Annotated in this window: 12 protein-coding genes; 3 read left to right on the forward strand and 9 right to left on the reverse strand. The window is 69.8% G+C overall.

What is annotated here, in order from left to right:
- Positions 1-48: 48 nt before the first annotated feature.
- Complete coding sequence (locus tag AB0389_RS06805; RefSeq protein WP_366394247.1) at positions 49-654, reverse strand: YdbC family protein; 606 nt, start codon at positions 652-654, stop codon at positions 49-51.
- A gap of 222 nt (positions 655-876) precedes the next feature.
- On the opposite strand from AB0389_RS06805, the gene AB0389_RS06810 reads away from it, so the two are divergent.
- The gene (locus AB0389_RS06810; protein ID WP_366394248.1) at positions 877-1398 is read left to right on the forward strand and encodes a TerD family protein; all 522 of its coding nucleotides are present in this window, start codon (positions 877-879) and stop codon (positions 1396-1398) included.
- Between the two features lie 98 nt (positions 1399-1496).
- Here the strand turns inward: AB0389_RS06810 and AB0389_RS06815 are convergent, their stop codons facing one another.
- Entirely contained in the window at positions 1497-4370 is a 2874-nt protein-coding gene (locus tag AB0389_RS06815) for a vitamin B12-dependent ribonucleotide reductase (protein ID WP_366394249.1), read from the reverse strand.
- 146 nt (positions 4371-4516) lie between these two features.
- Positions 4517-5026 carry a transcriptional regulator NrdR gene (gene nrdR, locus AB0389_RS06820; RefSeq protein ID WP_366394250.1) on the reverse strand — a complete coding sequence of 170 codons (510 nt, stop codon included), beginning with the start codon at positions 5024-5026 and terminating at the stop codon, positions 4517-4519.
- 491 nt (positions 5027-5517) lie between these two features.
- Between nrdR and lexA the strand changes: the two genes are divergently transcribed.
- On the forward strand, positions 5518-6303 hold the full coding sequence (gene lexA / locus AB0389_RS06825; protein WP_366394251.1) for a transcriptional repressor LexA: 786 nt from the start codon (positions 5518-5520) through the stop codon (positions 6301-6303).
- A 94-nt stretch (positions 6304-6397) separates the two neighbouring features.
- Here lexA and AB0389_RS06830 read toward each other — a convergent pair whose 3' ends face one another.
- The 5 genes from AB0389_RS06830 to AB0389_RS06850 form a co-directional block, all read right to left on the reverse strand.
- Positions 6398-8368 carry an ATP-dependent DNA helicase gene (locus AB0389_RS06830; protein WP_366394252.1) on the reverse strand — a complete coding sequence of 657 codons (1971 nt, stop codon included), beginning with the start codon at positions 8366-8368 and terminating at the stop codon, positions 6398-6400.
- Positions 8369-8406: 38 nt separating this feature from the next.
- Complete coding sequence (locus tag AB0389_RS06835) at positions 8407-10188, reverse strand: IucA/IucC family siderophore biosynthesis protein (RefSeq protein WP_366394296.1); 1782 nt, start codon at positions 10186-10188, stop codon at positions 8407-8409.
- A 123-nt stretch (positions 10189-10311) separates the two neighbouring features.
- On the reverse strand, positions 10312-11007 hold the full coding sequence (locus AB0389_RS06840) for a GNAT family N-acetyltransferase (RefSeq protein WP_366394253.1): 696 nt from the start codon (positions 11005-11007) through the stop codon (positions 10312-10314).
- On the reverse strand, positions 10976-12835 hold the full coding sequence (locus AB0389_RS06845) for an IucA/IucC family protein (protein ID WP_366394254.1): 1860 nt from the start codon (positions 12833-12835) through the stop codon (positions 10976-10978). Before AB0389_RS06845 ends, AB0389_RS06840 begins: the two co-directional genes overlap by 32 nt.
- Positions 12836-12864: 29 nt before the next feature.
- Positions 12865-14229, reverse strand: coding sequence for a diaminobutyrate--2-oxoglutarate transaminase family protein (locus AB0389_RS06850; RefSeq protein ID WP_366394255.1), 1365 nt, complete (start codon positions 14227-14229; stop codon positions 12865-12867).
- Positions 14230-14521: 292 nt separating this feature from the next.
- Here AB0389_RS06850 and AB0389_RS06855 point away from each other — a divergent pair, with 292 nt between their 5' ends.
- Complete coding sequence (locus AB0389_RS06855; protein WP_366394256.1) at positions 14522-15745, forward strand: hypothetical protein; 1224 nt, start codon at positions 14522-14524, stop codon at positions 15743-15745.
- A 96-nt stretch (positions 15746-15841) separates the two neighbouring features.
- On the opposite strand, the gene hflX is transcribed toward AB0389_RS06855, so the two are convergent.
- Positions 15842-17332: a GTPase HflX gene (gene hflX / locus AB0389_RS06860; protein WP_366394257.1), complete on the reverse strand. Its 1491-nt coding sequence runs from the start codon at positions 17330-17332 to the stop codon at positions 15842-15844.
- Positions 17333-17450: the final 118 nt, after the last annotated feature.

Here is a 17450-nt window from a genome sequence, read left to right on the forward strand (position 1 = left end):
CCATTCGGCGCAGCCAGGGAAGAAACAGACATGGCCGGAAAGTCCCGGTCACACCGTCCAGGACGCTTCGAGGTCGACGACGTCCCCCGCCAGCGCCGCCACGTCCGAGGCCGTCTGGGCGCGCAGCGTCAGCCGCTCGACGCGCTCGGCCCGGTACTTTCCGTGCTCCGCGGCCGACTGCCACATCGAGAGCACGATGAACTCGTGGCCGGGCGCCTCGCCGAACACCCCCCGCACCATGCCGGGCGATCCGGCCATCGCAGGGTTCCAGACCTTCTCCTGCATCAGCGCGAAGTGCTCCACCCGGTCCTCGTGCACCTTGCAGTGCGCGAACCGGACCACATCCGCGTCGGTGAACCGCGGCTCGAAACCCGTCTTCACATCGAAGCGGTAGTCGAAGAGCTTGACCTGGATGTCCTTGAACGTCCCCACCTGCGAAGCGGCCAGCCGGTCGTGCGAGCGCGCCATGAACGAGTCGTAGAACGCGCGGCTCTCCCAGAACGCGAACACATGGACCACGCCCGGCCTCGCCCTGCTCCATCCCCCGCTCTGTCCCCGGAATCCCGGCTCACCGAGCAACCCCGCCCATTTCCGCTGTCCACGTTCGAAACCTCGACGGTCGACCACGGTGCAGCGAATCCACTTGACCAGCACGGCGCCATCGTACGGCGCGGGACGTGGCACCGGTCACTCTCCCGGGGGAGGCGATACCGATGCGATACGGAGCGGCCGTGAACGGCGTACCCCTCTCAGTTGGGGCGAGTACCGGCCAAGATGGCGCCAACTGGACAGATCACCCGGTGCGTTGTCGTACCCCCGGACTAGCCTTGGGTCCGACGGTCCGATGTCCAACGGTCCGACGGAGGGGGAAGACTGGTGAGCAGTCTCAACAGGGGAGTGTCCAAGGTCGAGGTCGCGCTCAAGTGGGACCCGAGCCCCAGGGGCGGTCCGCCGCACGATCTCGACATCGTGGCGGCGACCTTCACGGCCGACGCCCCGACGGTGCCCGCCTACCTGGTCCACTTCGGCAGCCGCTCCCCGGACGGGACGATCACCCTGGACCGGGAGAGCCGCACCGGCCAGGGCTTCGGTGACGACGAGGAGATGACGCTGGAGCTGGACCGGCTGGGATCCGGCTATGTCCGCGTGGTGGTCGGTGTGGCCATTCAGCAGCGCGACGGGCACCGGACGTTCGGCGAGATAGCCAACCCCGCCGTCCGGATCATGGAGGGATACACGGAGCTGGCCGAGCAGGACCTCACGGGACTCGCCGACGCCACCGCCGCGACGGTCGCGGAGTTCACCCGTGAGCCCTCGGGCTCCTGGCTGTTCCGCCCGTCCGTCCGGGGCTTCCCAGACACCGACCCGCAGTCCTTCGGCGCGCGGATGGGCGCCTGACCCGCGGAGCAGCCCCGAGGGGCGGCGGACCGACCGGCCCACCGCCCCTCGAAGCGCGTATCCGTACGCGGCCGACCGGCCGCGTACGGATCATCGGATCAGCTGCACCCGCTGGTGGAGCCGCATCCCTCGCAGATGTAGCAGGAGCCCGCCCGCTGCATCTTGGTGCCGCAGGAGAAGCAGAGCGGCGCGTCGGCGCTGATGCCCAGCTGCATCTCGACCAGCTCCGCCGAGGTGTGCGCCACCTTCGGCGCCGGTACGGCCGCCGCCTTGGGCGCGACCGGCTCCGGTGCCCGCGGGGCCGGGGTCAGGCTCTCGGCGTCGAGACCGTCCTCGTCCAGGGACGGTTCGTACGAACCGGTGTCCAGGTGGCGCTGCCGCTCCTCGGCCGAGTGGATACCGAGGGCCGAGCGGGTCTCGAAGGGCAGGAAGTCCAGCGCGAGACGGCGGAAGATGTAGTCGACGATCGACTGCGCCATCCGCACGTCCGGGTCGTCCGTCATGCCGGCCGGCTCGAAGCGCATGTTGGTGAACTTCGAGACGTACGTCTCCAGCGGAACGCCGTACTGGAGACCGACCGAGACGGCGATCGAGAAGGCGTCCATCATCCCCGCGAGGGTCGAACCCTGCTTGGACATCTTGAGGAAGACCTCACCGAGACCGTCGTCGGGGTAGGAATTGGCCGTCATGTACCCCTCGGCACCGCCGACCGTGAAGGAGGTGGTGAGACCGGGCCGGCCCTTGGGCAGACGCTTGCGGACCGGGCGGTACTCGATGACCTTCTCCACCGCCTGGCGGATGGTGTCCTCGGCCTTCTCGGTGACCTTCTCCTCCTCCTTCTTCTTGGCGGAGAGGGGCTGGCCGACCTTGCAGTTGTCGCGGTAGATCGCGAGCGCCTTGACGCCCATCTTCCACGCCTCGAAGTAGACCTCTTCGACGTCCTCGACGGTGGCGGTCTCCGGAAGGTTCACCGTCTTGGAGAGCGCACCGCTGATCCACGGCTGGATGGCCGCCATCATGCGGACATGCCCCATGGCGGAGATGGAGCGCTCGCCCATCGCGCAGTCGAAGACCTCGTAGTGCTCGGTCTTCAGACCGGGCGCGTCGACGACCACGCCGTTCTCGGCGATGTGGGCGACGATCGCCTCGATCTGCTCGGGCTGGTAGCCGAGGCGGCGCAGCGCCTGCGGAACTGTGCCGTTGACGATCTGCATCGAACCGCCGCCGACCAGCTTCTTGAACTTGACCAGGGCGAGGTCGGGCTCAAGACCGGTGGTGTCGCAGGACATCGCGAGACCGATGGTGCCGGTCGGCGCGATGACCGACGCCTGGGCGTTGCGGAAGCCGTTCTTCTCGCCGAGGCGCAGCACGTCCTGCCAGGCCTCGGTGGCGGCGGCCCAGACCGGACCGTCCAGGTCGTCCACGTGAACGGCCGCGGCGTTGGCGTCGGAGTGCTGCTTCATGACGCGCTTGTGCGGCTCGGCGTTGCGGGCGTAGCCGTCGTACGCGCCGACGACCGCCGCCAGCTCGGCGGAGCGCCGGTACGAGGTCCCCGTCATCAGCGAGGTGATGGCGCCGGCCAGCGCGCGGCCCCCCACGGAGTCGTACGCGTGACCCGTGGCCATCAGCAGGGCGCCGAGGTTGGCGTAGCCGATGCCGAGCTGACGGAAGGCGCGGGTGTTCTCGCCGATCTTCTGCGTCGGGAAGTCCGCGAAGCAGATGGAGATGTCCATCGCGGTGATGACCAGCTCGACGACCTTGGCGAAGCGCTCGGACTCGAAGGACTGGTTGCCCTTGCCGTCGTCCTTGAGGAACTTCATCAGGTTCAGCGAGGCGAGGTTGCACGAGGTGTTGTCCAGGTGCATGTACTCGCTGCACGGGTTCGAGCCGTTGATCCGGCCGGACTCGGGGCAGGTGTGCCAGCGGTTGATCGTGTCGTCGTACTGGATGCCCGGGTCGGCACAGGCCCAGGCGGCTTCGGCCATCTTGCGGAAGAGGCTCTTGGCCTCGACCTCTTCGATGACGTCGCCGGTCATCCGGGCACGCAGCCCGAACTTGCCGCCCGCCTCGACGGCCTTCATGAACTCGTCGTTCACGCGGACCGAGTTGTTGGCGTTCTGGTACTGGACGGACGTGATGTCGTCGCCGCCCAGGTCCATGTCGAAGCCCGCGTCGCGCAGGGCGCGGATCTTCTCCTCCTCCTTCACCTTGGTCTCGATGAAGTCCTCGATGTCGGGGTGGTCGACGTCGAGGATGACCATCTTGGCGGCCCGCCGCGTGGCGCCACCGGACTTGATGGTTCCGGCGGAGGCGTCGGCGCCGCGCATGAAGGAGACCGGGCCGGAGGCGTTGCCGCCGGAGGAGAGGAGCTCCTTGGAGGAGCGGATCCGGGAGAGGTTCAGGCCGGCGCCCGAGCCCCCCTTGAAGATCATTCCCTCTTCCTTGTACCAGTCGAGGATCGAGTCCATGGAGTCGTCGACCGACAGGATGAAGCACGCCGAGACCTGCTGCGGCTGGGGCGTGCCGACGTTGAACCAGACCGGCGAGTTGAAGCTGAAGATCTGGTGCAGGAGGGCGTAGGCCAGCTCGTGCTCGAAGATCTCGGCGTCGGCGGGCGAGGTGAAGTACTGGTGGTCCTCACCGGCCTTGCGGTACGTCTTCACGATCCGGTCGATCAGCTGCTTCAGCCCGGTCTCGCGCTGCGGGGTGCCGACGGCCCCGCGGAAATACTTACTGGTGACGATGTTGACCGCGTTCAGCGACCAGAAGTCGGGGAACTCGACGCCACGCTGCTCGAAATTGACCGAGCCGTCGCGCCAATTGGTCATGACGACGTCACGGCGTTCCCAGACGACCTCGTCGTACGGATGCACACCGGGGGTCGTGTGGATTCGCTCGATGCGCAACCCCTTGGCGCTCTTGGTCCCCTTGGCTCGGGTACCTCGTGCCGGGCCGCTCGCCGTCTCTGTCATGCCGCCTCCCATGTACGTACAAAAACGCCCTGAAGTGCCATGTTCTTCCCGTGGCACGGGCTGTTGTCTGGTGCCTCGGGCATGCACGGAGCACACCCGGGACAGGTCTGTCATCACCGCGGAGCGGCCAGGATCGAGCCGGCCGGTCAGTCCGCGGCGGTGGCGGGTACGGGGACCTCGGTGGCCCCGTCGACGCCGCATTCCTCTGAATGGGGCCGCTCGCGCAGTTCCGCGATGGCGGCCTCGAAGTCTTCGAGCGAGTTGAACGCCCGGTACACGGACGCGAAGCGCAGGTACGCGACGAGGTCGAGTTCCTGCAACGGGCCGAGTATGGCAAGCCCCACGTCGTGGGTGGTCAGCTCGGCGCTCCCGGTGGCGCGTACCGCCTCCTCGACCCGCTGGCCGAGCTTGGCGAGGGCGTCCTCGGTGACCGGCCGCCCCTGGCACGCCTTGCGCACGCCGGAGATGACCTTGGTACGGCTGAAGGGTTCTGTGACGCCGCTGCGCTTGATCACCATGAGTGAGGCGGTCTCGACCGTCGTGAAACGACGGGAGCAGTCGGGGCACTGACGGCGGCGCCGGATGGACGTCCCGTCGTCGGTGGTGCGACTGTCGACCACACGGCTGTCGGGGTGCCTGCAGAAGGGACAGTGCATGGTTACCAACCCTTCTTCACAGCGCGACGAAATAGACCCGTCAGGGCCCGGAAAGAGCCCCTCGAAGCGATCCCCAGCATAGGCGATGTCTCGCCCGCTCTCGCACGGGGACCACAACCTCTGGGTGGTTGCGACAATCCAACCACTAGATCTGGGGTTTTACCGCAAACCAGGACCCAGCGCGTGTCGCGTGTCGGGGTGGCGGCCGAACGCTTCACCGACCGGCCCCGAGAGTACGGGAAGGGCGCGGCGCCGCCACTGGCGGGCCACCCGGTGGAAGACTGGGGCCGCCCCCGGAACACACCGTCACACCGACCTGACGGCAGCGTGACGACGGAGGCCCGCCGAACGACCGAAAGAGCGTCCTATACACCCAGACAGATACTCAAAGTAGGCACTCTTCGATTTTTCACTCGAACGTGTGTTTGGCGCAACCTTTCGAAAGCTACTACCGTTGTCCAGCTAGGGAGAACATTTCGAGAGGGGCCGACGTGACCACCACCGCAGACAGTGCCACCATCACTGCCCAGGACCGCTCCCAGAGCCGATTCGAGCCGGTGCATGCCATGAATGACGCGATCATGAATCCGGAGGGCGCCAAGCCCACCCGCTCGCTGCCCGGCCGGCCTCCAGGGATCAGGGCGGACAGCTCCGGTCTCACGGACAGGCAGCGGAGGGTCATCGAGGTCATCCGCGATTCCGTACAACGGAGGGGCTACCCGCCCTCGATGCGGGAGATCGGCCAGGCCGTGGGCCTCTCCAGCACATCGTCCGTGGCGCATCAGCTGATGGCCCTGGAGCGCAAGGGCTTCCTGCGCCGCGACCCGCACCGCCCGAGGGCGTACGAGGTCCGCGGCTCGGACCAGCCGAGCACCCAGCAGACGGACACGACCGGCAAGCCGGCTGCCTCGTACGTGCCGCTCGTCGGCCGGATCGCCGCCGGAGGGCCGATCCTCGCGGAGGAGTCCGTCGAGGATGTGTTCCCGCTCCCCCGCCAGCTGGTGGGTGACGGAGAGCTGTTCGTCCTGAAGGTCGTGGGCGACTCCATGATCGAGGCAGCGATCTGCGACGGCGACTGGGTGACGGTCCGCCGCCAGCCCGTCGCGGAGAACGGCGACATCGTCGCCGCCATGCTCGACGGGGAGGCGACCGTCAAGCGCTTCCGGCGCGAGGAGGGCCATGTCTGGCTCCTCCCGCACAACGCGTCGTATCAGCCGATTCCCGGCGATGACGCGACCATCCTCGGCAAGGTGGTGGCCGTCCTCCGGCGGGTCTGACGCCGCTCGTTCACACTCCGTCCCCAGTTGCGGTACACGCAGGACGCTCGTGTACCGCAACTCCGCGTATACGGGTACGCGCCCGGCCCGGCGGCTACCGTCCGTCGGCCACGGCCGTCGCGTCGATCGCGGCAAGGGACCGGCGTACCGTATTGCGGTCGGTCGTGTACCAGAAATCCGGCAGCGAGGCGCGCAGGAAGCTGCCGTACCGCGCGTTGGCCAGCCGCGGATCGAGGACGGCCACCACACCCCGGTCCCCGCTCGCCCGCACCAGCCTTCCGGCGCCCTGCGCCATCAGCAGCGCGGCATGCGTCGCGGCCACCGACATGAACCCATTGCCGCCCGCCTCCTCCACCGCCTTCTGGCGTGCGCTCATCAGCGGGTCGTCGGGGCGCGGAAAAGGAATCCGGTCCATCACGACCAGCTGAGAACTCGGTCCCGGCACATCGACGCCCTGCCACAGCGACAGTGTGCCGAACAGACAGGTCTTGGGGTCCGCTGCGAACGCCTTGATCAGTTCACCGAGGGTCTCCTCGCCCTGGAGCAGAATCGGCGATTCGAGCCGCCCCCGCAGGTCCTCCGCGGCGGCCTGTGCGGCACGCATGGAGGAGAAGAGCCCGAGCGTACGCCCGCCGGCGGCCTCCACCAGCTCCGCCAGCTCGTCCATCATGTCGCCGCGCGAGCCTTCCCGGCCCGGCGTGGCCAGATGGCGGGCGACATAGAGGATTCCCTGCTTGCGGTAGTCGAAGGGCGAGCCGACGTCGATGCCCTTCCACTGAGGGATGTCCTCCCCCTCCGTGCCCTCCGGCGCCAGACCGAGCGAGGCGCCCACCCCGTTGAAGTCGCCGCCGAGCTTCAGCGTGGCCGAGGTCAGAACGACCGAGCGGTCCGTGAACAGCTTCTCCCGCAGGAGGCCCGACACGGAGAGCGGCGCCACCCGCAGGGAGGCGCCGAACCGGTCGTGCCGCTCGTACCAGACGACGTCCCACTCGGAGCCGTTGGCGATCCGTTCCGCGACGCCGTGAATGGACTCCACCGAGGCGAGCGCCTGCTTGCGGACGACGTCCTCGTCCTGCACGGACTTGTCCCGCGTCGAGCCGAGCGCCGAGATCACCGTCCGCGCCGCGTCACGCAGCGCCATCAGCGCGTAGCCGAGATCCTCGGGGATCTCTTCGAGCCGTCCCGGCAGGGCCAGCTCCATGACGCGCTCGAACGACTCGGCGGCCGTCTGGAGCGCGTCGGCCGTCTTCTCGTCGATCAGCTTCGCCGAGCGGCGCACGGCACGCTGCACCTGCCCCGGTGTCAGCTCGCCGGTCGCGACGCCGGTGACCCGCGAGACCAGCTCATGGGCCTCGTCGACGATCAGCACCTCGTGCTGCGGCAGTACCGGAGCGCCCTCGATCGCGTCGATCGCGAGGAGCGCGTGATTGGTGACCACGACCTCGGCGAGCTTCGCCCGCTCGCGCGCCAGCTCGGCGAAGCACTCGGCGCCGTACGCGCACTTCGTCGCCCCCAGACACTCCCGGGACGACACCGACGCCTGGGACCAGGCGCGGTCCGAGACCCCGGGCGTCAGATCGTCGCGATCGCCCGTCTCCGTCTCGTCCGCCCAGTCCCGCATGCGCAGCAGATCCTGGCCCAGCCGGCTGGAGGGCGCCGCCGCCTCGAACTGGTCGAAGAGCCCGTCCTCCTCGTCCTGCGGCACGCCTTCGCGCAGTCGGTGCAGACAGAGATAGTTCGACCGCCCCTTGAGCATGGCGAAATCGGGCCGCCGGCGCAGCAGCGGGTGGAGCGCGTCGACCGTGCGGGGAAGGTCGCGCTCCACGAGCTGGCGTTGCAGCGCGAGGGTCGCCGTGGCCACCACCACCCGCTCGCCGTGGGCCAGGGCGGGCACCAGATAGCCCAGGGACTTTCCGGTGCCGGTGCCCGCCTGGACGAGCAGATGGGACGGGGCGTCGATGGCTTCGGCGACGGCCTCGGCCATGGTGACCTGGCCTGGCCGTTCCACGCCGCCGACCGAGGTGACGGCGGCGTGGAGTAGCTCGTTGAGTGTTGGCTTCGTCATAGCCCGACCACCCTACGGGGCGGCACTGACAACGGAGGTCACTCGCCCGGCCGCCGGACGGCCAGCGGGTTCGGGACGGTGCCGTGCACAGCCGCGTGCGGGCGCTCCGAGCGGTCCCGGTAGCCGTCGAGGTGCAGCCGGTTCCGGTTCAGGCAGAGGCGGGCGATCCGGGGTGTGAGCAGGTCGAATGTCTCGAAGCGCTCCTTCAGCTCCGGGAACCGGGCGTGATACCGCAGGATCTCCGCCCGTACGAGCGACCAGAAGTCGTCCTCCGGAACACCCAGCTGCTCCTGGCAGAGCGGCGCCAGATAGCGGAAGACTCCGACGAAGAGCCCTGAATGGATGAATTGTGTGAGGAACGCGGGCTCCTCGGTGAGGAGGATCTCCCGCACGTCGGCGGGCATGCCGTCGTGCTCCGGCAGGGGCCGCGCGCTGAGGTTCACATCGTCGACGAAGTCCTTGATCGCCAGCCGTACCGGCACATCGTGGGAGTCGAAGACCACGATGGCGTTCTCGCCGTGCGGGGAGAACACCGTCCCGTACCGGTAGAGGAAGTGCAGGAGGGGTGGCAGGAGCGCCGCGAAGAGCCGCTGGAGCCAGTCGGTGGCGGCGAGCCCGGAGCGCTCCGCCAGTTCGGCGGTGAACGCCCGGCCGTGCGGATCCGTATGGATGAGGGAGGCGAGCGTGCGGGCGCGTTCGCCGGGTGCCAGCCGGGTCTGGAGGGGCTCGCGCCAGATGGCTCCGAGCAGTTCCTTGTACTGGTACGGGACTTCGGGGAGTTGGTCGTAGAGCGGGTGCTCGACGGCCACGGAGGCGACTTCGCCCAGCAGGATCACCCCGCATTCGTCGCGGAGGAACGGGTCGGCGTCGCGTACCCCGTGCATCCACGCGGTGACGGCGGGGGCGGCCAGGGTGCGCTCGGTCGGCAGGCCGCGCCAGACGAGTGTGTTGAGGATCGACAGCGGCAGTTTGACCGTGTGCCGGTCGGGCCGCTGAATGTTCAGGAACGTACGGATCGACTGCTGCGGCAGCCGTGTGTCGCCGTCGGTCGGGAGCGGGACGATCGCTCCCTCGGCTATCGCCGGGGCGTAGAGCTGGACCAGTACCTCGTCCCACTGCCAGGGGTGTACGGGGAGGTAGAGGTAGTCGGCGGGGTCGAGGCCCCGGTCGCGGAGCACGGCGTCGAAGCGCTCGCGTGCGGGATCGTCGAGTTCGAGGGCGTAGAGCAGGTCGGGGGTGTCAAGACCGGCGATGCCCCGGTAGGTGGCGAGCGAGGTGCTGGCCGCGATCCACGGGAGGGTGGCCGGGGTGCGGGCCTCGGGAGCCCAGCGGTCCGTGTCGGTGGCGGAGAAGCCGACCCTGCCCTTGTTCAGCACGATCCAGGGGTGGCCGGTCTGGTGCCCCTCGAGTTCCGCGTAGTCGAGGTCCGCGAGGTCCGCCGCGGTGCGGGCCGTGTGGGCGAGCTTCGCGTCGGCCGCGAGGGTGGTGGTGAGTTCCCGTACGAGATGGCCGAGGGTTTCGCCGTCGAGGGCGAGCAGCCCGCGGGACATCAGGAGGAAGCGCAGGGGGTCCGTGAAGGGCCGGCCCTGGCACTCCATCGAGTCGGGGTCGACGCGCCAGCTGCCGTAGGAGCCCCTTGCGGCGCGGAAGGTGAGCGTCTCACCGGCGTCGAGCGCGAGGGAGTAGCCGCCCTGGGCCGCCCCGGGGAGTGCGGCCGGATCGATGACTTCCTCGTATGCGAACTCCCCAATCATTTTGGCGAGAAGTCGCCGACTTGCCCGGCTCCAGGCGTGGACGTTCAGTTCGGGTGGGGAGAACAGTACCGACGGGTCCGCGGGGCGGGCGGTGGATATGTGGCCGGCGGGACCGGCGGAGTCATGAGTGGCAGGGGACGTTGACACGGGGACTCCTCGGGTGGGAGATGAAGGTGGAACAGCAGATCGTCACATCAGTTCACGGAAGGCGCGCTCGCGGACCATGAGAGCGGCTCGCTTGTCCGGAAGGTCGATCTCGGCGGAGAGGCGGAAGCCGGCGCTGAGAAAGGCCGAGACGGAAGGGGTGTTGCGCAGGTCCGGTTCGGCGATGACACGCGCGCAGCGGGGGCGGTGGTCGAGGACCAGGTCACCGACCGCTCTGAGGAGGGTTGTTCCCACGCCGCGACCGCGATCGGCGACGCCTCCGAGGAGCAGATGGATGCCGGTGTCGTGCGGGCGGGCGGGGTAGTGGCGGGCGATCGGGTCGAGGTCGGCGCGGTACAGCTCCCAGTAGCTCATCGGGACCCCGTCCAGGACTCCGAGGAACGGGATGCTGCGTCCGTCGCCGTCGAGCTGTGCGAGCAGATGGGCCTCCGTGACGGCTTCGGACCCCGCGAGTTCCCAGAACGCGGCCACCGCCGGATCGTTCATCCAGCGGCTGATCAGCTCCAGGTCGTATGGGAGCCGTACGGGTACGAGGTGGAACACGCCGGCCCTTGTGGTGGCCGGCCCCCACTCCGCGGGGGTGTCCAGCAGGTCGCCGGCCGACGCGTCGTCGGCGGGCCGGGTCGCGGTCATGACGGCGCTCTCCTCTCGGCGGTTCGGTCGGTCGGATGTGTTCAGTCGAATGTGGTCAGTCGCGAAGGGGGTTGGTGATGGTGACATAGACGGACTGGGTGTCCACGGGGCCGACGAGCTCGTCGAGGCCGTGCAGCCGGGTCAGCAGGTTGGCCTTGCAGCGCAGGGCGGGACTCTCCAGCAGCTGGGCGGGCAGCGGGGAGCCGAGTCCGGTGGCGCCGGAAAGGAACTGCCGGAAGGCGGCGATGAGTACGCGTTCGTCGGCGAGCCCCTGGGCTCCGAACGCGCCGATCAGACCGAGGACGTTGTTGATGCCGAGGTAGTAGGCGAAGCGTTCGTCGGTGACCTCGTCGGAGACGAAGGTGTCGCTGACCGAGCCGATGCCGGGAAGTCTGCGTTCCAGCGAAGGGCGGTGGGATTCACGGAAGTAGTAGCCCTGGTTGTCGCGGTATCGGCCGCCGACGGGCCAGCCGGCCTCGTCCAGGATCACCAGGGTGTTCTGCTGGTGTGCCTCCAGGGCGATCCCGGCCGTGCCGTCCAGCCAGAGCACCGGGCGGACGACCTGGTCGAGGTAGCGCAGGAACCACTCCGCTGCCACGGCCGGCACGGACCGGCCGGTGCGGGAGGCGAGTTCGGAGACGGTCGCCGCCAGTCGCGAGTACATGCCGGTACGGCCGGGATAGGGCCGCGGCGCGGTCAGCCCGGCGACGCAGACGGCGTCGTCGCCGTGGCCGAACGGGTTGTGGCGCAGCATCACGTCGAGGCCGGTCACCGGTTCGCCGTCCGGGGTGTCGACGGCGATCCAGGCGGGGTCGCGGACGATGTCGAAGCCGGGGTGGGCGGCCCCCCACTCCTTGGCGAGGCCGGCTCGCAGCAGCCGGTGGACCTCGACGCCCCGGTGGAGTTCCTTACGGAGGTTCTCGCGGCGGGAGTTGGTGATGCGTACGCCCAGGGAGAGCTTGAGCATGGCGGGCGCGCCGGGCCGGTGCACCGTTCGGATGGAGGAGGTGGGGTGCCAGGGGGCTCCGTGCGGGCCCAGATCGTGCAGGAGGCCGGCGTCGAGGAGCTGGGCGACGGCCGGACGGTGTCTCAGTTCGCGTGCCTGCCAGGGGTGGAGGGGCAGCGCGACGGTGTTTCCGGGAAGGGGGTGGTGGCCGAGGAACCGGGCGGTAAGCCGTTCGGCGGGCAGGACGCGGCCCTGTTCGGTCCATGCGGAGTCGGTGGCGAGCACCGACCGGTCGACGGCCATCCAGTGCAGGGGGAACGAGCCGCGCGACTCGGGCGAGTAGCGGCGGCCCTCTGCCTCGGAGAGTCCCTCACGGCTCTTGGGGGTGGGATGGAGGGGATGTCCCAGGAGGAGTGACTGTTCGGCGGTGAGGAAGAGGTCCGCGTCGTCGGCGGCGGCCGGGGCGGCCCGGCGGTCGGTGATGAAGTCGGCGGTGTGTGCGAGGGAGTTGGCGACCCGGCCGACCAGGTCGGCGCCCTGGTAGCGGCCCGATTCCCGGCCGAGGAGGGCCGCGACCGTGACCGCCTCGGCGGCCGGGGCGTCCTGGGGAGCGCTCTCCAGGAACGGCATACCGAAGCGGTGCCAGCCCGTGGCCGACCAGTAGCGGACGGGGACCAGGAGCGCGGTGCCACTGGCGTCGAGCGGGATCCGCAGCACCTCACCCGACGGGCGTGGCAGGTTGTTCTCGCGGACCCAGCAGCGCAGCAGGTTCTCGACGGCCGCGGCGTCGGCAGCCTTCCGCGGGTCGGGGTGGTCGAGCGGGTCGGCCGCGGCGGACGCGCTGTCCATGTCCGCTGCGGGGACGGGGGGTTCGCCGTAACCACCGGCCGCTTGCCGTGGCACCGTCGCCGCCTCGGCGGTGGCACGGACGTCGGTCTCGGGCACATCAGGTGAGGGAGTGGGATTCACGGAGGGCTTCCTTGTGAGGGTGTCCGGGGTCAGGAGGACAGGCCGGAGTGGTTCCGGCGGAGCGCGGTGCGCTCGGCGGCGGCCAGGGCGTCGGCGAACCGGTCGAGTACGGCGACGGCCTGTTCGTCGGTGAGAGTGAGAGGGGGGAGCAGCCGGACCACGGCCGCCTGACGCCCGCCGAGTTCGACGATGAGCCCACGGCTCAGGCACTCCTGCTGGACAGCTGCCGCGAGCGCGGGGTCCGGCGGGGCAGGGTCACCTGCCGCCGGGGCGACGAGTTCCACACCGATCATGAGACCACGACCACGTACGTCTCCGACACAGGGGTGGTTCGCGGCGAGGCCCTGGAGTTGGCCGAGGATACGTGCGCCCAGGGTCGCGGCGCGGTCGGCCAGCCGGTTCTCCCGTACGTACGCGAGGGTGGCCGCGCCGGCGGCCATCGCGAGCTGGTTGCCGCGAAAGGTGCCCGCGTGGGCGCCGGGTCGCCAGGTGTCGAGGTCCTCGTGATAGACGATCACGGCCAGCGGCAGGGAGCCGCCGATCGCCTTGGACATCACCATGACATCGGGGGTGATCCCGCTGTGCTCCACGGCCCAGAAGGTGCCGGTCCGCCCGACGCCCGTCTGTACCTCGTCGGCGATGAGCGGAATGGACCGGTCCGCCGTGATCTCGCGCATCCTGCGCAGCCAGGCGTCGGGCGCGGGGATCACCCCGCCCTCGCCCTGCACCGGTTCGAGGATCATCCCGCCGGGGGCGGGCAGCCCGTTCTTCGGGTCGTCCAGCAGGTTCTCGGTCCAGCGGGCGGCGAGTTCGGCGCCTCGCACCCCGCCGGTACCGAAGGGGCAGCGGTAGTCGTACGGATACGGAAGCCGGGTCACCCGTCCGTCCTCGGCGCCGCCCGAGGCGGCGAGCGCCCCGGCGGTCATCCCGTGGTAGGCGCCGGTGAAGGAGAGGAGCCCGTCGCGGCCGGTGGCGGTGCGGACGAGTTTGAGGGCGGCCTCGACCGCGTCGGTGCCCGCAGGTCCGCAGAACTGCACGCGGGCGTTGCGGGCGAAGCGCGGTGGCAGCGTGGCGAACAGCTCGGTGGTGAAGGCGTCCTTGACCGGGGTGGCCAGGTCGAGGACATGGAGCGGGGCGCCCGAGTCGAGGACCTTTCTGATCGCCTCCAGCACCACCGGGTGGTTGTGTCCGAGCGCCAGGGTGCCCGCGCCCGAGAGGCAGTCCAGATAGCGTCTGCCGTCGGCGCCCTCGATCGTCAGCCCGCGCGCCCGTACCGGCACGATGGGCAGCGCTCTCGCGTAGGTGCGGGCGGCCGATTCGCGCAGGGACTGGCGCCGGAGGATCCCCTCATGGGCGACGGTCGGCGCTGCCGGAGGTGGTTCGGTCACGGCCACGGCTGTCGGTCCTCCCGTTGTCACGGTTCGGTCGCCTGTCAGTACGGCGCCCGCTCACCGGATGTTCGACGGCGGCCCGCCGCCCCCGTCCCCGCAACTACCAACGACGGTGCGGGCGCGGGATCACGGCCCGGAGCGAGTTCCTTGTGGCGCGGAACCGCGGCCCTGGCGTGCGCCGTCCCCCTCGGCACCGGCATAGTGGGGGGCCGTGCATCGGCCCCGGCACCGCGGCCCGGTGCGCCCGTAGTCCCGTTGTTCCGAAATGTTCCGAAGTCCCAGGGGGATTAAGCCGATGCGACCCATACGTCCGACCCGCGCCGTACGCCGCGAGAGGAGCGCGCGGCCCAGAACCTCCCCCGTTCTGGCCGGCGTCTCGATGGCCGCGGCCCTCGTGCTGACGGCGACGGGCTGCGGATCCGGCGACGATTCCGCCTCCGGTTCGCCGTCGGTGTCCGCCTCCAGCACGTCCGGTGTGATCACCATTCCCGACGATCTCAAGGACCGGCTCAAGGACCACGGGATCGACATGGACAAGTGGCGAGGGGGTGAGTGGAAGAACTGGGACAAGGACAAGTGGCTGCGCGAGGCCAGGGATTACGTCAATCCCATCATCGAGGACCTCTGGGACCCGGACCGGATGCGGGACGCGGAGAAGCCCCCGGAGAACCCGGTGGAGGAGCAGGACATCTCGGGTGACGAGGGCGTCACCGACCCGGAGCCGAAGGCGGTCACGGCGCAGGCGGTGGGTGCCACATACGCGCAGAACGCGCCCCAGTCCGGCAAGCTGTTCTTCGACGGCCCCGACGGTTCGATGGTCTGCTCGGCGACGGTCGTGAAGGACCCGGCCCACCCCGGCAAGTCCAACATGGTGTGGACCGCGGGCCACTGCGTCCACGCGGGCAAGAGCGGCGGCTGGTACCGCAACCTGGCCTTCGTCCCCGCCTACAACAACAACGCCATGGAGACGGCGGCTCTCGACAGCGCCTCCAAGGAGCAGATCGCTCCGGAGGGCGTGTGGTGGGCCGACTGGGCGCAGACCTCCGCGCAGTGGATCGCCGAGGGCGCCGCGACGGGCGGTCAGGGCGCACCGTACGACTTCGCGGTGATCCATGTCACCCCGGAGAAGGGCGGTACGGGCAAGTCGCTGGAGGAGACGGTCGGTTCGGCTCTGCCGGTCGACTTCAACGCCCCGGCCACGGCGAACGTCTCCGGCCTGACGGCGACCGGTTATCCGGCGGCCGAGCCGTACGACGGCCAGAAGCTCTTCCAGTGCCAGGACAAGCCGGGCCGGCTCTCGCTGAACGCCGACGACCCGACGATGTACCGGATCGGCTGCACCATGACCGGTGGCGCGTCCGGCGGCGGCTGGGTGGCGACCGGCCAGGACGGCAAGCCCGCCCTGGTCTCCAACACCTCGATCGGCCCGGTCACCGCGGGCTGGCTGGCCGGGCCGCGCCTCGGGGATGTGGCCAAGGGCGTGTACGACGGGGTCAGCAAGAAGTTCGCGGACAAGTAGACCCGCACGGCGAAGGCCCGCCCCCTCACGAGGAGGGGGCGGGCCTTCGCCGTTTCCGATTCCGCCGCGTACGTACGGACCGGGGCCGGTCCGGTGTCAGCCGGCCACCGGCACATACGGGGCCAGCGCGGCGGCCAGCTCCTCGTGGACCCGTGCCTTGAGCACCGTGCCCTCCGGGGTGTGGTCCTCCGAGAGCACCTCGCCCTCGGCGTGCACCCGCGAGACCAGCCCGCCGTGCGTGTACGGCAGGAGCACCTCGACCTCGGTCTCGGGGCGCGGCAGCTCCTCGTCGATCAGCGCCAGCAGCTCGGCGATGCCCTGGCCCGTACGCGCCGAGACCGCGATCGCGTACCGCTCCGCGCGCAGCAGCCGCTGGAGGACCAGCGGATCGGCGGCGTCCGCCTTGTTGATGACCACGATCTCGCGCACGTCGACCGCGCCCACCTCACGGATCACCTCGCGCACGGCGGCCAGCTGCTCCTCCGGCACGGGATGCGAGCCGTCCACCACATGCACGATGAGGTCGGAGTCGCCGACCTCCTCCATCGTGGAGCGGAACGCCTCGACCAGGTGGTGCGGCAGATGGCGGACGAAGCCGACCGTGTCCGCCAGGGTGTAGATCCGGCCGCTGGGGGTCTCGGCCCGGCGCACGGTCGGGTCAAGGGTGGCGAACAGCGCGTTCTCCACCAGCACGCCCGCGCCGGTGAGCCGGTTGAGCAGGGACGACTTGCCCGCGTTGGTGTATCCGGCGATCGCGACCGACGGCACCTTGTTGCGCCGGCGCTCCTGCCGCTTGATCTCGCGGCCGGTCTTCATCTCCGCGATCTCCCGGCGCATCTTCGCCATCTTCTCGCGGATCCGTCGCCGGTCCGTTTCGATCTTGGTCTCACCGGGGCCGCGGGTAGCCATACCGCCACCGCCGCCGCCACCCATCTGCCGGGAGAGCGACTGGCCCCAGCCGCGCAGCCTCGGCAGCATGTACTGCATCTGGGCGAGCGCGACCTGGGCCTTGCCCTCACGGGACTTGGCGTGCTGGGCGAAGATGTCGAGGATCAGGGCCGTGCGGTCGACCACCTTGACCTTGACGACATCCTCGAGATGGATCAGCTGGCCGGGGCTCAGCTCACCGTCGCAGACCACCGTGTCGGCGCCGCTCTCCAGCACCAGCTCCGCCAGCTCCTGTGCCTTGCCGGAGCCGATGTACGTGGCCGGGTCGGGCTTGTCGCGTCGCTGCACCACGCCGTCGAGCACCATGGCGCCCGCGGTCTCCGCGAGCGCCGCCAGCTCGGCGAGGGAGTTCTCCGCGTCCTGCACGGTCCCCGAGGTCCAGACGCCGACGAGGACCACGCGCTCCAGACGGAGCTGCCGGTACTCGACCTCGGTGACGTCCTCCAGCTCGGTGGAGAGACCCGCCACGCGGCGCAGTGCGGCACGGTCGGAGCGTTCCAGCTGATCGCCGTCCCGCTCTCCGTCGATCTTGTGGCTCCAGGCGACGTCCTCTTCCATCAGGGCATCGGCCCGAAGGCTGTCCGTGCGGGGGTCCGCGGAGTTCTGCGCGGCCTGGGAAGGGGATGAAGAGGAGGTCATTGGGTCCTTACGTCGAAAGAGAGAAGTCCGGTACACCCGTCACAACGCGTGACGATCGGGAATGATTCCCGGCCGCGTCGCCGACTCGTCGATGGTGGCACGAGTCCGGCCGCGCCGT

It is taken from the genome of Streptomyces sp. NPDC093109, from assembly GCF_040701725.1.
Lineage (GTDB): Bacteria > Actinomycetota > Actinomycetes > Streptomycetales > Streptomycetaceae > Streptomyces.